This is a genomic window from Bradyrhizobium sp. CCGUVB23 (genome assembly GCF_024199885.1).
In the GTDB taxonomy this organism is placed as follows: Bacteria; Pseudomonadota; Alphaproteobacteria; order Rhizobiales; family Xanthobacteraceae; genus Bradyrhizobium.
Map to the genome: position 1 here is coordinate 4,032,304 of NZ_JANADQ010000001.1, position 17,331 is coordinate 4,049,634.

18 protein-coding genes are annotated in these 17,331 nt (G+C 64.1%); 9 read left to right on the top strand and 9 right to left on the bottom strand.

From position 1 onward, the window contains the following. The first annotated feature begins 28 nt into the window (after positions 1 to 28). A complete protein-coding gene (gene mutM / locus NLN62_RS18430; RefSeq protein ID WP_254109763.1) occupies positions 29 to 910 on the top strand; it encodes a bifunctional DNA-formamidopyrimidine glycosylase/DNA-(apurinic or apyrimidinic site) lyase in 882 nt (293 codons plus the stop codon). A 270-nt stretch (positions 911 to 1,180) separates the two neighbouring features. Here the strand turns inward: mutM and NLN62_RS18435 are convergent, their stop codons facing one another. Continuing rightward, positions 1,181 to 1,924: a ParA family protein gene (locus NLN62_RS18435; protein WP_027528307.1), complete on the bottom strand. Its 744-nt coding sequence runs from the start codon at positions 1,922 to 1,924 to the stop codon at positions 1,181 to 1,183. 370 nt (positions 1,925 to 2,294) lie between these two features. Next, the gene (locus NLN62_RS18440; protein WP_027528308.1) at positions 2,295 to 3,653 is read right to left on the bottom strand and encodes a serine protease; all 1,359 of its coding nucleotides are present in this window, start codon (positions 3,651 to 3,653) and stop codon (positions 2,295 to 2,297) included. A gap of 238 nt (positions 3,654 to 3,891) precedes the next feature. Here NLN62_RS18440 and NLN62_RS18445 point away from each other — a divergent pair, with 238 nt between their 5' ends. Further along, the gene (locus NLN62_RS18445; RefSeq protein ID WP_027528309.1) at positions 3,892 to 4,695 is read left to right on the top strand and encodes a molybdopterin-synthase adenylyltransferase MoeB; all 804 of its coding nucleotides are present in this window, start codon (positions 3,892 to 3,894) and stop codon (positions 4,693 to 4,695) included. Positions 4,696 to 4,707: 12 nt separating this feature from the next. Here NLN62_RS18445 and NLN62_RS18450 read toward each other — a convergent pair whose 3' ends face one another. Further along, the gene (locus NLN62_RS18450) at positions 4,708 to 5,715 is read right to left on the bottom strand and encodes an aldo/keto reductase (protein WP_027528310.1); all 1,008 of its coding nucleotides are present in this window, start codon (positions 5,713 to 5,715) and stop codon (positions 4,708 to 4,710) included. 116 nt (positions 5,716 to 5,831) lie between these two features. Between NLN62_RS18450 and NLN62_RS18455 the strand changes: the two genes are divergently transcribed. After that, the gene (locus NLN62_RS18455; RefSeq protein ID WP_254109764.1) at positions 5,832 to 6,743 is read left to right on the top strand and encodes a LysR family transcriptional regulator; all 912 of its coding nucleotides are present in this window, start codon (positions 5,832 to 5,834) and stop codon (positions 6,741 to 6,743) included. 3 nt (positions 6,744 to 6,746) lie between these two features. On the opposite strand, the gene NLN62_RS18460 is transcribed toward NLN62_RS18455, so the two are convergent. Beyond that, on the bottom strand, positions 6,747 to 7,748 hold the full coding sequence (locus NLN62_RS18460; RefSeq protein WP_027528312.1) for a D-glycerate dehydrogenase: 1,002 nt from the start codon (positions 7,746 to 7,748) through the stop codon (positions 6,747 to 6,749). A 328-nt stretch (positions 7,749 to 8,076) separates the two neighbouring features. Between NLN62_RS18460 and NLN62_RS18465 the strand changes: the two genes are divergently transcribed. Then, on the top strand, positions 8,077 to 8,604 hold the full coding sequence (locus tag NLN62_RS18465) for an SH3 domain-containing protein (protein ID WP_027528313.1): 528 nt from the start codon (positions 8,077 to 8,079) through the stop codon (positions 8,602 to 8,604). A 177-nt stretch (positions 8,605 to 8,781) separates the two neighbouring features. Here the strand turns inward: NLN62_RS18465 and irrA are convergent, their stop codons facing one another. After that, positions 8,782 to 9,273: an iron response transcriptional regulator IrrA gene (irrA, locus tag NLN62_RS18470; protein ID WP_027528314.1), complete on the bottom strand. Its 492-nt coding sequence runs from the start codon at positions 9,271 to 9,273 to the stop codon at positions 8,782 to 8,784. 351 nt (positions 9,274 to 9,624) lie between these two features. Here irrA and fabA point away from each other — a divergent pair, with 351 nt between their 5' ends. From fabA to NLN62_RS18490, 4 genes are all read left to right on the top strand, one after another. Continuing rightward, positions 9,625 to 10,146, top strand: a complete 522-nt coding sequence (gene fabA, locus NLN62_RS18475; protein ID WP_254109765.1) for a 3-hydroxyacyl-[acyl-carrier-protein] dehydratase FabA — start codon at positions 9,625 to 9,627, stop codon at positions 10,144 to 10,146. Positions 10,147 to 10,194: 48 nt separating this feature from the next. Then, entirely contained in the window at positions 10,195 to 11,418 is a 1,224-nt protein-coding gene (gene fabB, locus NLN62_RS18480) for a beta-ketoacyl-ACP synthase I (RefSeq protein WP_027528316.1), read from the top strand. Between the two features lie 154 nt (positions 11,419 to 11,572). Beyond that, positions 11,573 to 12,370: an enoyl-ACP reductase FabI gene (gene fabI, locus NLN62_RS18485; protein WP_254109766.1), complete on the top strand. Its 798-nt coding sequence runs from the start codon at positions 11,573 to 11,575 to the stop codon at positions 12,368 to 12,370. Between the two features lie 140 nt (positions 12,371 to 12,510). Beyond that, positions 12,511 to 14,496 (top strand): autotransporter outer membrane beta-barrel domain-containing protein, encoded by a 1,986-nt coding sequence (locus tag NLN62_RS18490; RefSeq protein WP_254109767.1) that lies wholly within the window; start codon positions 12,511 to 12,513, stop codon positions 14,494 to 14,496. A gap of 16 nt (positions 14,497 to 14,512) precedes the next feature. Here the strand turns inward: NLN62_RS18490 and NLN62_RS18495 are convergent, their stop codons facing one another. Next, a complete protein-coding gene (locus NLN62_RS18495) occupies positions 14,513 to 15,109 on the bottom strand; it encodes a glutathione S-transferase family protein (RefSeq protein WP_027528319.1) in 597 nt (198 codons plus the stop codon). Positions 15,110 to 15,195: 86 nt separating this feature from the next. Here NLN62_RS18495 and NLN62_RS18500 point away from each other — a divergent pair, with 86 nt between their 5' ends. After that, the gene (locus NLN62_RS18500) at positions 15,196 to 15,414 is read left to right on the top strand and encodes a hypothetical protein (protein WP_156944961.1); all 219 of its coding nucleotides are present in this window, start codon (positions 15,196 to 15,198) and stop codon (positions 15,412 to 15,414) included. Here NLN62_RS18500 and NLN62_RS18505 read toward each other — a convergent pair. From NLN62_RS18505 to NLN62_RS18515, 3 genes are read right to left on the bottom strand one after another with little or no spacing between them, the layout of a single operon-like run. Continuing rightward, entirely contained in the window at positions 15,404 to 15,823 is a 420-nt protein-coding gene (locus NLN62_RS18505; RefSeq protein WP_027528320.1) for a Rid family hydrolase, read from the bottom strand. The two genes, NLN62_RS18500 and NLN62_RS18505, sit on opposite strands and share 11 nt — an antisense overlap. A 51-nt stretch (positions 15,824 to 15,874) precedes the next feature. Continuing rightward, positions 15,875 to 16,363 (bottom strand): GNAT family N-acetyltransferase, encoded by a 489-nt coding sequence (locus NLN62_RS18510; protein ID WP_027528321.1) that lies wholly within the window; start codon positions 16,361 to 16,363, stop codon positions 15,875 to 15,877. A gap of 12 nt (positions 16,364 to 16,375) precedes the next feature. Then, positions 16,376 to 17,308, bottom strand: coding sequence for a hydrogen peroxide-inducible genes activator (locus NLN62_RS18515; protein WP_254109768.1), 933 nt, complete (start codon positions 17,306 to 17,308; stop codon positions 16,376 to 16,378). Positions 17,309 to 17,331 lie beyond the last annotated feature (23 nt).

Below are 17,331 nucleotides of genomic sequence, written 5' to 3' on the forward strand. Positions count from 1 at the left end.
ACCGCCCTCATAAGGTGAATGCCTGACCATGCCTGAATTGCCCGAAGTCGAGACCGTCCGCCGCGGCCTCCAGCCCGTCATGGAAGGCGCCAAAATCGTCAAGGCAGAGGCCCGCAGGGCCGATTTGCGCTTTCCCTTTCAGCCGGATTTCGTGGCACGGCTCCAGGGCCAGGTGGTCACCGGGCTCGGCAGGCGCGCAAAATATCTCATGGCCGATCTCGCCTCCGGCGACGTGCTGTTGATGCATCTCGGCATGTCCGGCTCATTCCGCGTGATCAAGCCCAATGATGAAAAGTCGCCGGGAGAATTTCACTATCCCAGGGGCAAGGACTCCTCGCACGACCACGTGCTGTTTCGCATGTCCTCGGGCGCCGACATCGTGTTCAACGATCCGCGCCGCTTCGGTTACATGAAAGTGATCGCGCGCAACGCGCTCGAGGACGAGCCGCTGTTGCGCGGGCTCGGCCCCGAGCCGCTCGGCAACGAATTCGACGCCGCGATGCTGGCGCAGTCCTGCGCCGGCAAGAAGACCAGCCTGAAGGCCGCGCTGCTCGACCAGCGTGTGGTGGCGGGGCTTGGCAACATCTATGTCTGCGAGGCGCTACATCGCTCGCATCTGTCGCCGCGCCGGATCGCCGCCACGCTTGTCACGCGAAAGGAGGAGCCGACCGATCATGCCAAGCGGCTGGTCGGCGCGATCCATGCCGTGCTCAACGACGCCATCAAGGCGGGCGGCTCGAGCCTGCGCGATCATCGCCAGACCACCGGCGAGCTCGGCTACTTCCAGCATTCGTTCAAGGTCTATGATCGCGAAGGCGAGCCCTGCAAGACGCCGGGCTGCGGCGGCATCGTGAAGCGCTTCACCCAGAACGGACGATCGACGTTCTGGTGCCCGAAATGTCAGAAGTGAGGATCAAGCTCGCGGCCGAGAAAGCCGTGAGTCTCTGCGCGGCTGACGAACCCACCACGAGCGTCATTGCGAGCGCAGCGAAGCAATCCAGACTGTCACCGCGGAAAGATTCTGGATTGCTTCGCTGCGCTCGCAATGACGGGGCGGATGAAGCCTTCGAATGGCGAAGCGAAGCAATCCGGCCGGGCTGGTGGGCGGATTGCTTCGCAGCTTGGGCGCCCTGCTACCGGAAAACGGGGAGCCCGGCTGTCGTCTGAGCGATCGCCCCGCTCAGGACGCCAGTGTAGCTGTGTCCTTCGACGTGATCTCTGCGGCGGCGTGCAACATTCCGTTGGCGGCCGAGATGACCTGATCGATCAGCAGATTGGTCGTCGTCGCGAGGTTGAGCCGGGTCTCGATCCAATCCCAGAGCCCGCGGATCTCGGCGGCCGACTTGCTGCCAGGCGCGAATTCGCTGACGGCAAGGCCGGCGGCGAGCGAATCCTGGTGATCGTTGCGCATTACGATCATCGGGCGCGCGAGCACGTCGGCGAGCTCGAGCGCGGCTTCCTCGCCGAGCGTATTGGCCGCATTGTCGATGCGCTGGCCGCGGATCGGTGTCTGGTTCAGCACGAAGCCGAAGGGCCGTTTCCAGGCGCGGGCGACGCTGAGCGTCGAGGCGGTAGCCTCGATGTCAGCGACCGTGGGCCGGGCCGGGATCAGGCACAGGTCGGAATGGCGAATTGCAGCGGTGGTCGCGGCGCTGAGGCCGGCCGCGGTGTCGACGATCGCGAGCTGCAGGCCGCTCGCCGCCAGCATCTTCAAACGTGGCTCGATGTTGGAGGCCTGGTAGATCGGTTCGACCACGGGATCAGCCGTGGTGCGGCGGCGCTGCCAGTTGGACAGCGTGCCCTGCGGGTCGGTCTCGATCAGGCGAACGCTGAATCCGGCCTGCCGGGCGGCCAGCGCGAGGCCGATGGCAAGGGTGCTCTTGCCACTGCCACCCTTTTGGGTGGCCAGTACGATAGTATGCATAGATGTTGAATCCTCTGGAATGCTTGGGTCTCGGGTAACGCCACGCGAACGTGCATCGATGGCGATGCTGAGCTCTTCTCGCTCAGGACGTGCCCGGCCCGATCCAAAGGGATCGCGGATGTCCGAATCAACGGTACGATGATGGCGGAATCTGGGATTGCGGCGAATCCGTAGCAATACTGAATCAGTAGTCGTACGTACCGCTCGTGCGCCGGAAGCAGCGCAGCGCGCCAGCGGTGCGCTGCTGAGCCGGGGCCCAGAAACTGCGCGCTGAGTATTTGGGTTGCATGGGTCCCGGCTCGGAGGCGCGGCATTTCATGCCGCGCCTCGTCCGGGACACGAGAGAAGAAGCGTGGCCGTCGCCTGATCGTTACTTCCGCACGCAGATGACGCGCACGACGGCCGCTTTTGCATCCGTCGAGCTGCCATTGCCGGTTACATCGTTCGCCTTCAGGAAATCGCGCACGGCATCGGCAGGCACCATCACGGCCTGCGCGGCAGGCGCCGCGTTGGCGGGGCCGGCGACGACCAACGGTTTCAGCAGTGCGATGCCGGCGAACTTGCCGTCACCATCGATCGCGGCGGCGCCGGAAAATCCGACCGCCGGCGCCGGCGAGAGCGCTGCATCGCCGCCGGTGACGGGCGCCAGCGCAGTCTTGAGGCTCGAGACCGCGGCGCTGCCGCCTTGATTCTGCGGATCGGCGATGCCGATGACATCGACGGCCGCTTTGGCCGCCCCGCTCGCCAAGTTCAGCGGCTTCAATCCGCGCGCTCCGTAGATATGCAGCAGCGCGAGATCGTGCTCCTTGTCCTCCGCAAGCCGGTCGGCATTGCCATAGCCCCCGATGGTGATGGCAAGGCACCCGTCGGTCACGAGACGGTCGGTGACGATCGCGCCGTCGTCGGTAACGACGATGCCGGTGCCATATTCGACGGTTTTCCGCGGTGGCGGTCCCGCCTGCGGCATCGAGGGAAACGCGTTGAAGGCGCTCGACATCGCGATCACGACCGGCTCGACGGTGTTTTCCATGGCCTGGTCGTAGAGGATCGTCATGATCCGCACCTCGTCACCCCTGAAGGTGCCGCGCACGTAAAACTTCTTCAGGCCCTGCAATCCCGACAGCACGAAGAAGTCGGGCTTCACCACCGTGTAATCGACCTTGCGCCCGGCGGGGTCCTTCTTCTCGACTTCCGCGAGCTTTGCGGTGGTCGGGTTCGCCTCCTTGCGGCGGCTGAGCAGCACCTGCACCGTGCCGGTCGGCGAGGTCCATTTCGAGCCGTTGGCGTCGGTCGCCTGCTGCGGCACGAGCTTGCCGGGGATGCCGAGCCGCGCGCCGCTGGTAGGCTCCATCACGATCTTCCAGCCGACGCTCTCCTGCTTCTTGCGCGCCGTCTCGGTGAGTGCGGCCCGCTCCTGCGGGTTCAGCACACCGGTCGGCTTGCCGCCGTTCGCTTTCTGGTATTCCTTGATGGCGTTGACCATGCGCTCGCTGACGTCGCCGGTAATCGCGCCGTTATACTGCCCGACCCAGGCGAGGTCGGATTGCAGCAGAAGGCGCTCCGCCTGCGCCATGGCGTCCGCGGTCTCGGACGGCGTTTGCAATGCGGGACGGATCGGAACGGTCTGGACCGTCTTCGGCCTGGTGCCGGGAAGCGGCGGCGTCGTCATCTGCGCGTGCGCGCTCGCCGCGGTCACCAACACAAATGTTGCCGCGAGCATCGATCTCATGACAAATCCAACCCGGCCATTGAACGTGGGCTCATTGAAGCACATCTCGTTGGTCGCAAACAATCTCGGGGTGGTTCAGGCCTGCGATAGAGGGCGCGAAGCCATGTTCTCATGTCCTCATCCTGAGGAGCGACCTCAAGGCCGCGTCTCGAAGGATGGCCCCGGGTGACATGCGGGCCTTCAGGGTCGAGACGCGCGTTCCGCGCTCCTCACCATGAGGGTCAAGAGAGGAACGACGATGCTGAGTCCCGACGAACTCGAACGCTATGCCCGCCATATCGTGCTGCGCGATGTCGGCGGGCCGGGTCAGGCCGCGCTGAAGCAGGCCTCCGTGCTGGTGATCGGTGCCGGCGGTCTCGGCGCGCCGGCCCTGATGTATCTTGCCGCCGCCGGCATCGGCACGCTCGGCGTGGTCGATGACGACGTCGTGTCGCTCTCCAACCTTCAGCGCCAGGTCATCCACACGACGCCCGATATCGGCCGGCACAAGGTCGAGAGCGCCGCGGAGCGGATCGCGGCCCTCAATCCGCATGTGCGCTTCGTCGGTCACGCCACCTGGCTCAACGCCGACAACGCGCTCGGCCTGATCGGCGATTACGACCTCGTGCTCGACGGCTCCGATAATTTCTCAACCCGCTATCTGGTTTCGGACGCCTGCTTCTTCGCGAAGAGGCCACTGATCACGGCCGCGCTCGGCACCTTCGACGGTTCGCTGACGACAATCCGCGCGCACGAAAAGAACGAGGCCGGTGAATTCAATCCGACCTATCGCTGCCTGTTCCCGGAGGCGCCGCCGCCGGGCACCGTGCCGGCCTGCTCCGAAGCCGGCGTGATGGGCGCGCTCGCCGGCGTGCTGGGCTCGATGATGGCGCTGGAAGCAATCCGTGAGATCGTCGGCTTCGGCGAGGGCCTGGTCGGCCGTCTGTTGATGCTGGATGCGCGCGCGATGCGCTTCGAGACGCTGCGCTACGCGCGCGATCCGGCCAATCCGCTCAACGGCGATGGACCCGTCTTCGACGATCTGAGCATCCACCGCGAGTAGTGGCGGGCTTGCTCAGCGCGCGAGCGGCCGCTCGCTGTCCAGATGTGCCATCTGCTCGGCGGCATAGCGCGTGCCGGAGGCGACATCCGGCGGGAAGGCTTTTGCGAGCGCCGCAAGATGCGCCGGCGTCAGTGTCACCTTGGTCGAGCCGAGCGCCTCGGTGAGACGGTTGCGGGTGCGGGCGCCGACCAGCGGCACGATCTCCTTGCCCTGCGCCGCCACCCACGCGATCGCAACCTGCGCCGGCGTGGCACCGATCTCGGTAGCGATCGCACGCAGCGAGTCGACAAGCGCGAGATTGGCGTCGAGGTTCGCCCCGTGGAAGCGCGGGGTCATCAACCGGTAATCCCTGCCGGCCTTGCCGCTGTCCTTTGTCCAGTGGCCGCTGATCAGACCGCGCGACAGCACGCCATAGGCGGTGATGCCGATGCCGAGCTCGCGGCAGGTCTTCAAAATATCGCGCTCGATGCCGCGCGCGATCAGCGAATATTCGATCTGGAGATCGACGATCGGATGTACGGCGTGCGCGCGGCGAATGGTGTCGGAGCCAACCTCGGACAGGCCGATATGCCTGATGTAGCCGGCCTTCACCAGCTCGGCGATTCCGCCGATCGGCTCCTCGATCGGAACATTGGGATCGAGCCGCGCCGGGCGATAGATGTCGATGTAATCGGTGCCGAGCCGCTGAAGCGAATAGGCGAGGAAGTTCTTGATCGCGGCCGGCCGGCAATCGATTCCGGCGAATTCACCGGCGGGTCCGCGCAGCGCGCCGAATTTGACGCTGAGCTGCACCTTGTCGCGCGGGCGATCCTTCAACGCTTCCCGGATCAGCATTTCATTGTGGCCCATGGCGTAAAAGTCGCCGGTGTCGAGCAGCGTGATGCCCGCATCGAGCGCCGCATGGATCGTGGCGATGCTCTCATCGCGGTCGGCCGGTCCGTAGACCTCCGACATGCCCATGCAGCCGAGACCGATCGCAGTGACGGTGGGGCCGGTTGAACCGAGTTTGCGCTGTTCCATGATGGCTCTCCTCGAATGGCGGGCAGGCTGCGCCGCGTGATGAGGTCAGATATGCGCATGGCCGATTACGCCGATAAGCTGGACAATTCAGAATAGCTTGTTCATCATATCGAACAATGGCCGATCCTGACCTGCGTGATCTCGACGTCTTCGTTGCTGTCGCCCGCACCCGCAACTTCCGGCGCGCGGCGCAGGACATTCGCGTATCCGTGTCGAGTCTCAGTCAGCGCCTACGAGATCTGGAGGAGCGCCTCGGCGTCCGTCTGATGAACCGCACCACCCGCAGCGTCGCGCTGACCGAGGCAGGCGAGCTGCTGCTGTCGCGCGTGGCCCCGGCGCTGCGGGATGTTGGTAATGCCCTCGATCAGGTCCGGGGCCTGCGCGAGGTTGCGTCGGGCCGCCTGCGCATCAATGCGCCGCCGCCGGCGGTCGATCTGGTGTTGGCACCGATGGTCGGGCCGTTCCTCGCGGCCTATCCGCAGGTCGATCTCGACATCGTTTCCGAAAGCGGTTTCGTCGACATCGTCAGTGCGGGCTTCGATGCCGGCGTGCGCTATGGCGAGCATCTCGCGCAGGACATGGTGGCGATCTCGCTGAGCGGTCCGCAAAGCTATGTCGTCGTCGCATCACCCGATTACGTCGCGCGGCGCGGCATGCCCCGGCACCCGAACGATTTGCTCGACCATGATTGCATCCGCGCCCGCTACAGCAGCGGCGTCATGCACGATTGGGAATTCGAGAAGGGCGGCCAGATCATGAAAGTCGATCCACCGGCCAAGCTGATCTCGACCAACATGGGTCTTGCCATGCGTGCCGCGCTGGACGGCGCTGGCATCTGGGCAAGCCTTGATGGCTATGTCGGCGAAGCCCTGAAGTCCGGTGCGCTGGTGAGCATGCTGGAGGATTGGTGCGAGCCGTTTCCGGGACCGTTCCTGTACTATCCGAGCCGGCGCCAAACGCCGCCCGCGCTGCGCGCCTTCATCGATTTCGTCGCCGGCTGGCGCAAACGCGAGACGCGCGAACAATAAATCTCAGAGCATGCTCGGTAGCACGCGATCCGGCGGCTTGTGAGCGTCGAGGAAGGTGCGGATGTTGATGATCACCTTCTCGCCCATGTCGACGCGGCCTTCGATGGTGGCCGAGCCCATGTGCGGCAGTAGCGTCACCTTGCCGGCTTTCGCGAGCCGCACCAGCTTCGGATTGACCGCGGGCTCGTGCTCGTAGACGTCGAGGCCGGCGCCGCCGATCTCGCCGGCTTCGATCAGCTTGATCAGCGTGTCCTCGTCGGTCACCTCGCCGCGCGCGGTGTTGACGATATAGGCCTCTTTCCGGATCAGCTTCAGCCGCCGTGCCGAGAGCAGGTGATAGGTCGCAGGCGTGTGCGGACAGTTCACCGAGATGATGTCCATCCGCGCCAGCATCTGGTCGAGGCTTTCCCAATAGGTCGCGCCAAGCTCCTCGGCGATCTTCGGGGCGACGGGACGGCGATTGTGATAGTGGATCTGCAGGCCGAAGGCGCGGGCACGGCGCGCCACGGCCTGGCCGATGCGGCCCATGCCGACAATGCCGAGGCGCTTGCCGCCGATGCGATGGCCGAGCATCCAGGTCGGCGACCAGCCCGCCCAGGGTTTGCCTTCCGTGAGCACCGAGGCGCCCTCGATCAGCCGGCGCGGCACCGCGAGGATCAGCGCCATGGTCATGTCGGCGGTGTCCTCGGTCAGAACCTTCGGCGTGTTGGTGACGGTGATGCCGCGCGCATGCGCCGCCTCGACGTCGATATTGTCGACACCGTTGCCGAAATTCGCGATCAGGCGAAGCTTGCAGTCGGGCTGGTTGATGATGTCGGCGTTGATATGGTCGGTCACCGTCGGGACGAGCACCTCGGCCGTGCGCGCGGCCTCCGCGATCTGCTCCCGCGACATCGGGGTGTCGTCAAGATTGATCCGGGCGTCGAACAATTCGCGCATGCGCGTCTCGATCGAGTCCGGCAGCTTGCGTGTCACGACGACGAGGGGTTTTTTCTTGACCGACATGTCCTGCTCTCATGAGGCTTCGCTGGCCGCCTCTGTGGTCAAAGGCTTACCGTTCAGACCTCATTAACCCGGTTGTTCGACACTGGCCTTGCCGCATCGTCCCCGGCGTTTCCTTCAAGCTCTCCCGACGTTTCCGGCCGGAAAATCGGGCCAAACTGGTTTGTTAGACGCTCGTCCTCTCTAGCAGATGGCCGGGCCAAGACAAGAACCACGGCAGCGGAGGGAAAGACCCGCGTGGGGCGGGGAGAGGACATGCGGCATGGATTTGGAAGTGATTTCTCGGAATTCGGCTCGCTTGCGCCAGGGTTCCGGCAGGAGACGGGTCGTGATGGCGTTGGGGCGTTTTTGGTCGGTGGTGGTGCTCGTCTTGGGTTGGCTGGGCGCATCGGTCAGCCCCGGACATTCGGCCAAGGACGCGGTTCAGACCGCGAGCGGCCTTCCCGTGCCGCGCTATGTCAGCCTCAAATCCGACCATGTGAATGTCCGCGCCGGCCCGACCAAGGACAACGATGTGGCCTGGGTCTACACCCGCGCCGGCCTGCCGGTCGAAATTACCGCCGAGTTCGAGAACTGGCGCCGGGTGCGCGATTCCGAAGGCGCCGAGGGCTGGGTCTATCATTCATTGCTGTCGGGGCGCCGCACCGCGGTCGTCACCATGAAGCACAAGGACGATCTCGCGCCGATCTATGATCGCGCCGACACCGAGAGCGCGGTCGCCGCAAAGCTCCAGGCCGGCGTCGTCGCCCAGGTCAAGAAATGCACCACAGGCTGGTGCCACGTCATGGGCAACGGTTTCGACGGCTGGATCCAGCAGGAGCGGCTCTGGGGCGTCTACTCCGACGAGCTGGTGAACTGACGCCGCAGGCGTCATCCCGGGGCGATGCGTCAGCATCGCAATCCGGGATCTCGAGATTCTCCGAAGCGCAATTGCGCTCGGAGGTCTGGTGCTCGCGCACCATCCCGGAATGACCACGCAAATAAAAATGGCCGGGACAAGCCCGGCCATGACGATCTCTCGTCCTGTTTCGAGAACTCAGCGCTTCTTGCGCAGGCGCACCACCATGTCGATGCGCGCGATCTCGTAGCCCTCGGGCACGTCGGGCATCTTCGAGAGCGCCAGATGCGGGTCGGGAATGTCGACCAGCTCGTGGCTGTTCTCGAGATAATAGTGGTGGTGCGTGGTGACGTTGGTGTCGAAATAGGTCTTGGTGCCGTCGACGCTGACCTGGCGCAGCAGACCGGCATCGGTAAGCTGGTTCAGCGTGTTGTAGACGGTCGCCAGCGACACCGGAACCTTGGCCAGCGTCGCTTCCTCGTAGAGCATTTCGGCGGTGAGGTGCCGGGCACCCTTGCCGAACAGCAGCCAGCCCAGCGCCATGCGCTGGCGCGTCGGGCGAAGCCCGGCGGCCTGGAGCATTTCGTTGACGTCGTGCCACGGGCAGCCGGTCAGGGCCGGCTGGCGTCCGGAGTGGAGGGACGCGGAATGGGCGGTTTCGTCATGGTGGTTCGGGGCGCTATCGCTCATTTCCGATTTCAGGGCACGCGAGGAAAACACTATTGTTCTGCAATATATGGACGGATAGATGCAGATGCAAGTTTCTCGCAACTAGAGCGGTTCTAAGTCGGTCCGGAACCGGGACGAGATGCGATCATTTTACCCTGTAAAGGGCGCTTTGACGCCGGGAGGGCCTATGATAGAGAGCGCGCGGTCCCGCTTAACCGATTTTGGCGCAGCCGGGCTCAACGAGGCTTGGCCCGCGGTCCGTCCGGTCACGCGGTTTTCGCGCCTGACAACGGCGAATGGCGCTCCTTCCGTCGAGAAACGGGGCCATTCTCGCCAAAACTGCCCCATCGGGATTTGAACAGAGGCTCCGGGATGCTGAACAGGCGCAACGGTTACGAATACGAGGATTTGCTGGCGTGTGCCCGCGGCGAGATGTTCGGCCCAGGCAACGCCCAGTTGCCGCTGCCGCCGATGCTGATGTTCGACCGCATCACGGAAATTTCGGATACCGGCGGCGAGTTCGGCAAGGGACTGGTGCGGGCCGAGCTCGACGTCAAGCCGGACCTCTGGTTCTTCGGCTGCCATTTCAAGAACGACCCGGTGATGCCGGGCTGCCTAGGCCTCGACGCGCTCTGGCAGATGGTCGGGTTCTACCTCGGCTGGATCGGCGGCGAGGGTCGCGGCCGCGCGCTGGGGTTGAGCGAGTTGAAGTTCGGCGGCCAGGTGCTGCCCGAGGCCCACAAGGTCGTGTACAACGTCGACGTCAAGCGCGTGATGCGCTCAAAGCTGGTGTTGGGCATTGCCGACGGGTGGCTTTCGGTCGACGACACGATTATCTATCGCGCCAAGGATCTGAAGGTCGGCCTGTTCAAGCAGGGCACGAGCCTGGGCTGAAGCAAGGCGCATCAATTTGAAGGCGACAACGATTAGGGCGAGGCGGTCATGAGGCGGGTTGTGGTCACCGGGATGGGCATTGTCTCGTCCATCGGAAACAACACCCAGGAAGTGCTTGCGAGCCTTCACGAGGCGAAGTCAGGCATCTCGCGGGCAGAGAAATATGCCGAGATGGGCTTCCGCTCGCAGGTGCAGGGCGAGCCGACGCTCGATCCCGCCGCTGTGATCGACCGGCGCGCGATGCGCTTCCTCGGCCAGGGCGCCGCGTGGAATCACATCGCAATGGAGCAGGCGATCCAGGATTCCGGCCTCGGGCCTGACGAAGTCTCCAACATCCGCACCGGCATCATTATGGGCTCAGGCGGCCCGTCGGCCCGCACCATCGTCGAATCCGCCGACATTACCCGCAGCAAGGGACCGAAGCGTGTCGGACCTTTCGCGGTGCCGAAGGCGATGTCGTCGACGGCGTCCGCGACGCTCGCGACCTGGTTCAAGATCAAGGGCGTGAACTATTCGATCTCGTCGGCCTGTGCGACGTCGAACCATTGCATCGGCAATGCCTACGAGACGATCCAGATCGGCAAGCAGGACATCATCTTCGCCGGCGGTTGCGAGGAATTGGACTGGTCGCTGTCGGTCCTGTTCGACGCCATGGGCGCGATGTCCTCGAAATACAACGACACGCCCGCCACCGCCTCGCGTCCCTATGACGTCAATCGCGACGGCTTCGTCATCGCAGGCGGCGCCGGTGTGCTGGTGCTGGAAGAGCTCGAGCATGCCAAGGCGCGCGGCGCGCGCATCTATGGCGAGATCGTCGGTTATGGCGCGACGTCGGATGGTTACGACATGGTCGCGCCGTCGGGTGAAGGCGCCGACCGCTGCATGCGCATGGCGATGTCGACCGTCAAGACCAAGGTCGATTACATCAACCCGCACGCCACCTCGACGCCGGCGGGTGATCCGCCGGAGATCGAGGCGATCCGGAAGGTGTTCGGCGTCGGCGAGAAGTGCCCGCCGATCTCCGCCACCAAGGCGCTCACCGGCCATTCGCTGGGCGCAACCGGCGTGCAGGAGGCGATTTACTCGCTGCTGATGATGAACAACGGCTTCATCTGCGAGAGCGCGCACATCCAGGAGCTCGATCCGGTGTTCGCCGACATGCCGATCGTGCGCAAGCGCATCGACAACGCCAAGATCGGCACCGTGCTGTCGAACTCCTTCGGCTTCGGCGGCACCAACGCCACGCTGGTGTTCAGCCGGCTGGATGCGTGATTGTTCGATTTGGTCATGCCCCGCGAAGGCGGGCCATCCAGTACGCCGCGGCCTCTCGATTTATCACGAACCGTCCTGGAATACTGGATCGCCCGCTCCAGTGCGCAAGTGCGCACAAGGCGGGCGATGACGTCGAAATGGGAGCTATGAGGCGATGGAAGGTCTGATGAAAGGCAAGCGCGGTCTGATCATGGGCATCGCCAATGATCACTCGATCGCCTGGGGCATGGCGAAGGCGCTGCATGCCCACGGCGCCGAGCTTGCCTTCACCTTCCAGGGCGATGCCCTAGGCAAGCGCGTCAAGCCGCTGGCGGAGTCTCTTGGCGTGGAATTGGTGCTGCCTTGCGACGTCGAGGACATCGCCAGTGTCGATGCCACATTCGCTGCCTTGCGCGAAAAGTGGGGCAACCTCGATTTTGTGATCCACGCGATCGGCTTTGCCGACAAGAACGAGCTGAAGGGCCGCTACGCCGACACCAGCCGCGAGAATTTTTCGCGCACCATGGTGATCTCCTGCTTCTCGTTCACGGAAGTGGCCAAGCGCGCTGCCGAACTAATGACGGAGGGCGGCAGCATGATCACGCTGACCTTCGGCGCCTCCATGCGCGCGATGCCGAATTACAACGTGATGGGCGTGGCCAAGGCGGCGCTGGAAGCCTCGGTGCGTTATCTCGCCGCCGATTTCGGTCCACGAGGCATCCGCGTCAATGCGATCTCTGCAGGCCCCATCCGCACGCTCGCCGGCTCGGGCATCGGCGAGGCACGCGCGATGTTCGCTTTCCAGCAGAAGCATGCGCCGCTCCGCCGCGGCGTCACGCTCGACGAACTCGGCGGCTCGGCGCTGTATCTGCTGTCGGATCTGTCCGGCGGCGTCACCGGCGAGGTGCACTACGTCGATTCCGGCTACAACATCGTCCTGATGCCGAAGCCGGAAGATCTGAAGGCGGAATGAGCCTTCCGAGGCCCGACCGGGGCCGCGGCGCCTCCTCGCACCCCACGATCATGGGGCAGACTCCGCAATAGCATGATGTTTCCTGCGCCCGGTAGCGCCGCACGACCGGCGCGTCCCGCGGTTCGGGAGGAATCTTGCCGATGGTGCGTGCGATCTGTCGCGCGGGTGTGCTCGCGTCCATTGCGGGCGCTGCCCTGACCTGCGCGAGCTTCCCTGTCCTGGCACAGTCGGCGATCTGGGATTCGGCCCTGTCCAATACGCACTGGTACGTGCCGACGGCACAATTGCTGGCCTACGCTGCGCCGAAAACCAGTTTTTCGAATCCGATTCCAATCGGCGATCAGACGCTGTGGTCGCTATCCACCGCGACGAATGGATCATTCACCGGGACCAGCGTCGCGCAGCTCAAGATCGGGTCGGCGCTCGTGACCGACACCTGCACGATCCAGGGCTTCGTGACGACGGCGGGGCAGATCACGATGCTGTTCACGCCGACCTCGGGAGGCGCCGTGACCGTCGGCCTCGGCAACATGCGATCTATCAACGGTGTAACGGAGATGGAAATGCAGATGATCACGGGGGATAGCCTCCTCGTGACCCACTGGGCCTATATGCTGCCCTATGACCCCGCGACCTTCACGCCGCCGCCCTCGCAGGCCGTCCCGGCCAATTCGGTGCCGCAATGGGCATGGACGGCCGGCACCCCGTGGCGGATCGTCAGTCCCGCCCTGTTCGGCACGTCCACTCCCGGACGTTTCGTCATCACGAATTATCAGAACGGATATTTCTGGGGCGTCGGTATCGCGCCCACAGGCGGTGCCACCAGTTTCACCCTGCTGGGCTCCGTGACGCCGGAGGGCAACGTTCTCTTCAACACGCTGTCACGCGGCAATCTCACCAGTCTCAATGGGACCGCAAGCGGCGACGCGTCGGGTTCGCAGATGCTGGTCAGCACCTACGACCTGACGGGCAATCCGACCGGCGCGATAGCCTACCTGTCGCTGGTGCAGCCCTATGCCGACACCCTGCGATCCCAGAACAACCGGGCAGGGATTGGCGCGGCCGACACGCTCTACCAAATGTCCACGGCGTCGCTTGGCTGGACGGGCTCCATGGTGCCGGGCTTCCTCGCCCTGGACAATCTGAGCGGTCCGAGCCTGTCCAACGCCATTAATCAGACATTGCCCGTTCTCACCGGCGCGGCGTCGCAGGCGACCTATGCGACGCAGCGCGCGCTTCAGCAGGCCGTCACGGGACGTCTTGACGACATTCGTGGGCTCAGCTCCGGCGTTGTGCCCGAGCGGAACGTCTGGATGAAGCCGTTCGGCGGCATCGTCCGGCAGGGAAGCCTCGATGGCGTCCCCGGATACAACGCCTCCGGCGGCGGCGTAGCCGTCGGCGCGGACGCTGCGATTTCGCCACGCGCGATGCTTGGCGGCGTGTTTGCCTATTCCCGTCAGGCGATCACGGGAAGCGAGGATGCGATTCCCAATCGGCTCGCCATCGATTCATATCAGCTGGGACTCTACGGCGCTTACGCGGTCAGCCGCGACCTTCACGTCGATGCCCAGCTTGACGGCGCGCTCAATGACAATGGAGAAAGTCGCTCGCTGACTTTCATCAACAACACCGCAGCAGGAAACTATCGGTCCTACAGCGCTCACGTCGGTGTTGCGGTCAAGAAGCAGATCCCGCTCGAGGTTGGACTTACGCTCGTGCCGTCATTTCGACTGGACTACGGACAGGTGCGTTCGCCCGCCTATCAGGAAAATGGTGCCGGCGGCTTCAGCCTCAACGTCGATTCGCAAGTCTATCGGGAGCTGACCCTAACGACGGGGCTCAAGGGCGCGTATCAGCTGGCGAGGCAAGCCTATCTCACCGGCGAAGTCGGGATCGGCTACAACGCGTGGAATCGGGGATTACAGATCAGCGCGACATTTGCCGGAGGTGGCACGAGCTTCGTCACCAACGGTCTCAACCTCTCGCCATGGATCTACTCGGCGGGCCTCGGACTGGTCATTGCCGGCAGCAACCGTGTCGATCTCGGCATTCGGTACGGCCTCCAGGCCACGACGTCCGGATTGCTGCAGCAATCCGGTCTGGCCGTCCTTAAGGTCAGGCTTTGAGTCCGACGCAGTCGCCTCACCCCGCCGCGATCTTCTCTGCGCGCTGGAATGCCGGCCGCGCCACGCAGCGGGCGATATAAGCGTCGAAACTGGGGCGCGGCGGCACCAACTTGAACATCCGCACGGCGAAGTTCAGCCCCGAGCCGATCACGATGTCAGCGGCCGTGAACTCGTCGCCAAGGATCCATGGTCCCTTGGCCAGCGCGGTGTCGAGGACGTCGAACACTTGCGTCGCGCTGCCCCAGGCCGCTGTGGAGGTGGGCACCTCGAGCTTGGTGAAGATCTGGATCAACCCGGGCTCGATGCAGGCCGGCCCGAAGAACAGCCATTGCAGGTATCGTGCGCGACGCGGATCGGTCGGCGCCGGCGCGAGCTTCGTCTCCGGATAGCGATCGGCGACATAGGCGCAGATCGCGGCCGCCTCGCCGAGCGCGGCATCGCCATCGACCAGGGCCGGTACCTTGCCCATCGGATTGATCTTCAAGTACTCCGGCGCCTTCTGCGCGCCCGTCGTGATGTCGGTCAGTACACGCTCATAGGGCAGGCCGGTTTCTTCCATCAGCCAGAGCGCGGAGAAGGAGCGCGAGCGGGGCGACCAGTAGAGCTTGATCATGGGATCTCACCTTTCATCGGGACGCGATTTTCCTCGTGCATCGCGCGTCTTGTGCAACTTGGCAAGTCGCTACGGCTGGGGTTGCGATGCATGTTTCACGCGAGATGTTGGTCAACGCTCCCTTTCCGCACGCTTTGGTACAACGTCATCAAAATGCACAAGACACTGAAAATGAGCCTGCAATCGCCGCTGGCGTGTCGCAGACGCTTTGGTCGATGGACGATCTCTGCGAGAAGATGGACGCTGTTGCGCCGAAGCCTGGAAAGCGCAGCCCCTACAAAAAGCACGTTGCCGTCACTCTCTAAAGGCCGTGACGCGGATTTCGACGTGCATCTTGGGGTCGCCAAGTACCGCGACGCCCAGGCACGTCCAGATCGGCTTATGATCGGGCATCCGAAGGCGAAACTGCCGCGCCATCTCCGCTGTAGCTGCAAGGATCGTCCCGTCCGGTTCCGGCGTATGGTATGAGTTGATGTGAGCGACGTTTGCCCAATCAAGCCCGACCTCATTCAGCATGAAGGCCACATTATCGAAGGCTTGATTGATCTCTGCCTCAATCGGAACGCCGACCGGGAAATCGAGCGTATCAGGATGCCAGCCGCCTTGGCCAGATAACTCAACTCGGCCATCGGTCTCCAAGACCATCGAATAGCTGTATTCTCTGGCGTTCTTTTCGCCCCAAGCGCCCGGAGAATTAAGCTTGAACCTCGCCACATTGCTCTCCCGTCGCGAGCATCGCGAGCCTATCGCAGGCAGCCCTTCATTTCAAACTAGGACACTACCTGGCAATCGATCGACGCTGTTCTTTCTGCGCCACCGATAGCACTTCATCATGAAGCCCGTTGCCGTCGCGATCTCTTCCCGCTCGAACATGAAGCCCTCGCGCTCGTACCAGCGCCAGGCCTTCTCGTTCTCACGCACGCAGCGCAGGACGATCTCGTCGGGCAACTGCGTCCGCGTGAAGGCGAGCAGCTGCCGGCCGAGCGAGCGTCCCTGATAGCTTGGCGCGACGAAGAGCATGTCGAGATAGAGTTTTGGCAGATGCAGCGCCAGCATGGCGGCGATCACGCCATGATCATCGGCGACAAAGAGGCTCCAGCCATCCTCGATCTCGCGCCGCACGCGCGCGCGCAGGTTCGCGAGCAGGAAATTGCTTGCCTCCGCCAGGCCGGTCGAGACCCAGCTCTCCATCCAGACGCGGGCGATCTCGTCGTATTCGTGCGGCTCGGCAGGACGGATGACCGGAGTGGACATGGGTATGATCGATCAGGCCCTGCGTGGAGCGGCTGTTGCCGCATGCCGTGCGCGCACCTTGCCGGCCGACAGGCACACCACCTCGGAGATTTGCAGGAGCTGCCGTGCCAGCGGGCTGGTCTTGCGCCAGACCATGCCGATGGTGCGCGAGGGCTGCGGATCGGCGAAGCGCGCGACCGAGACGGAGGCCGAGCGCGTCTCCACCGGCAGGGCCATTTCCGGGATCAAGGTCACGCCGATGCCGGCGCTGACCATCTGAACCAGCGTCGACAGTGAATTCGCATCCAGCATCTCGCGCGGCGGGGCCGATTGCATATTGCAGAACGACAGCGCCTGGTCGCGGAAACAATGTCCTTCCTCGAGCAGCAAGAGCCGCATCTCGCGCATCATCTCGCGTGAGGGCACCGGCGTTCCCTCATCCGTGCTCGGCCGCACCAGCAGGAATTTTTCCTCGAACAGTGCAACTTCGGTCAACGATGGTTCGGAGACCGGCAGCGCGACGATCGCGGTGTCGAGCCGGCCTTCGGTCAGCTCCTGGATCAGCTTGGGTGTCATCGTCTCGCGCACGCGGATATCGAGCTCCGGATGCAGGCGCGTGAGGTTCTTGGTGATCGTGGGCAGCAGATAGGGCGCGATCGTCGGGATCATGCCAATGCGCAGGCGGCCGGCGAAGCGGTCGCGCGAGGCGCGCGCGAAGTCGCCGAGCTCATCGACCGAGCGCAGGATCTCGCGCACGCGCTGGGCGAGCTCCTCGCCGAAGCGCGTGAGTGCGACCTGGCGCGCGCTGCGCTCGAGCAAGAGGCCGCCGAGCGTCTCCTCCATTTCCTTGATCTGCATCGACAGCGCCGGCTGCGAGATCGAGCAGGCTTCCGCCGCGCGCCCGAAATGGCCGAGACGCGCCAGCGCATCGAAATATCGGAGCTGCCGCAGCGTCAGATTTATCATCAGAAAATCCTATCGCAGCGATC

Bases quoted from the DNA above. Each gene is read 5' to 3' on its own strand.
- NLN62_RS18495 (WP_027528319.1), bottom strand. From the start codon at position 15,109: ATGATCAAGCTCTACTGGTCGCCCCGCTCGCGCTCCTTCTCCGCGCTC.
- NLN62_RS18465 (WP_027528313.1), top strand. From the start codon at position 8,077: ATGGCGTTGGGGCGTTTTTGGTCGGTGGTGGTGCTCGTCTTGGGTTGG.
- fabI (WP_254109766.1), top strand. From the start codon at position 11,573: ATGGAAGGTCTGATGAAAGGCAAGCGCGGTCTGATCATGGGCATCGCC.
- NLN62_RS18445 (WP_027528309.1), top strand. From the start codon at position 3,892: ATGCTGAGTCCCGACGAACTCGAACGCTATGCCCGCCATATCGTGCTG.
- NLN62_RS18435 (WP_027528307.1), bottom strand. From the start codon at position 1,924: ATGCATACTATCGTACTGGCCACCCAAAAGGGTGGCAGTGGCAAGAGC.
- NLN62_RS18440 (WP_027528308.1), bottom strand. From the start codon at position 3,653: ATGAGATCGATGCTCGCGGCAACATTTGTGTTGGTGACCGCGGCGAGC.
- NLN62_RS18455 (WP_254109764.1), top strand. From the start codon at position 5,832: ATGGCCGATCCTGACCTGCGTGATCTCGACGTCTTCGTTGCTGTCGCC.
- NLN62_RS18460 (WP_027528312.1), bottom strand. From the start codon at position 7,748: ATGTCGGTCAAGAAAAAACCCCTCGTCGTCGTGACACGCAAGCTGCCG.
- mutM (WP_254109763.1), top strand. From the start codon at position 29: ATGCCTGAATTGCCCGAAGTCGAGACCGTCCGCCGCGGCCTCCAGCCC.
- NLN62_RS18500 (WP_156944961.1), top strand. From the start codon at position 15,196: ATGCATGTTTCACGCGAGATGTTGGTCAACGCTCCCTTTCCGCACGCT.
- fabA (WP_254109765.1), top strand. From the start codon at position 9,625: ATGCTGAACAGGCGCAACGGTTACGAATACGAGGATTTGCTGGCGTGT.
- NLN62_RS18515 (WP_254109768.1), bottom strand. From the start codon at position 17,308: ATGATAAATCTGACGCTGCGGCAGCTCCGATATTTCGATGCGCTGGCG.
- NLN62_RS18450 (WP_027528310.1), bottom strand. From the start codon at position 5,715: ATGGAACAGCGCAAACTCGGTTCAACCGGCCCCACCGTCACTGCGATC.
- NLN62_RS18490 (WP_254109767.1), top strand. From the start codon at position 12,511: ATGGTGCGTGCGATCTGTCGCGCGGGTGTGCTCGCGTCCATTGCGGGC.
- fabB (WP_027528316.1), top strand. From the start codon at position 10,195: ATGAGGCGGGTTGTGGTCACCGGGATGGGCATTGTCTCGTCCATCGGA.
- NLN62_RS18510 (WP_027528321.1), bottom strand. From the start codon at position 16,363: ATGTCCACTCCGGTCATCCGTCCTGCCGAGCCGCACGAATACGACGAG.
- irrA (WP_027528314.1), bottom strand. From the start codon at position 9,273: ATGAGCGATAGCGCCCCGAACCACCATGACGAAACCGCCCATTCCGCG.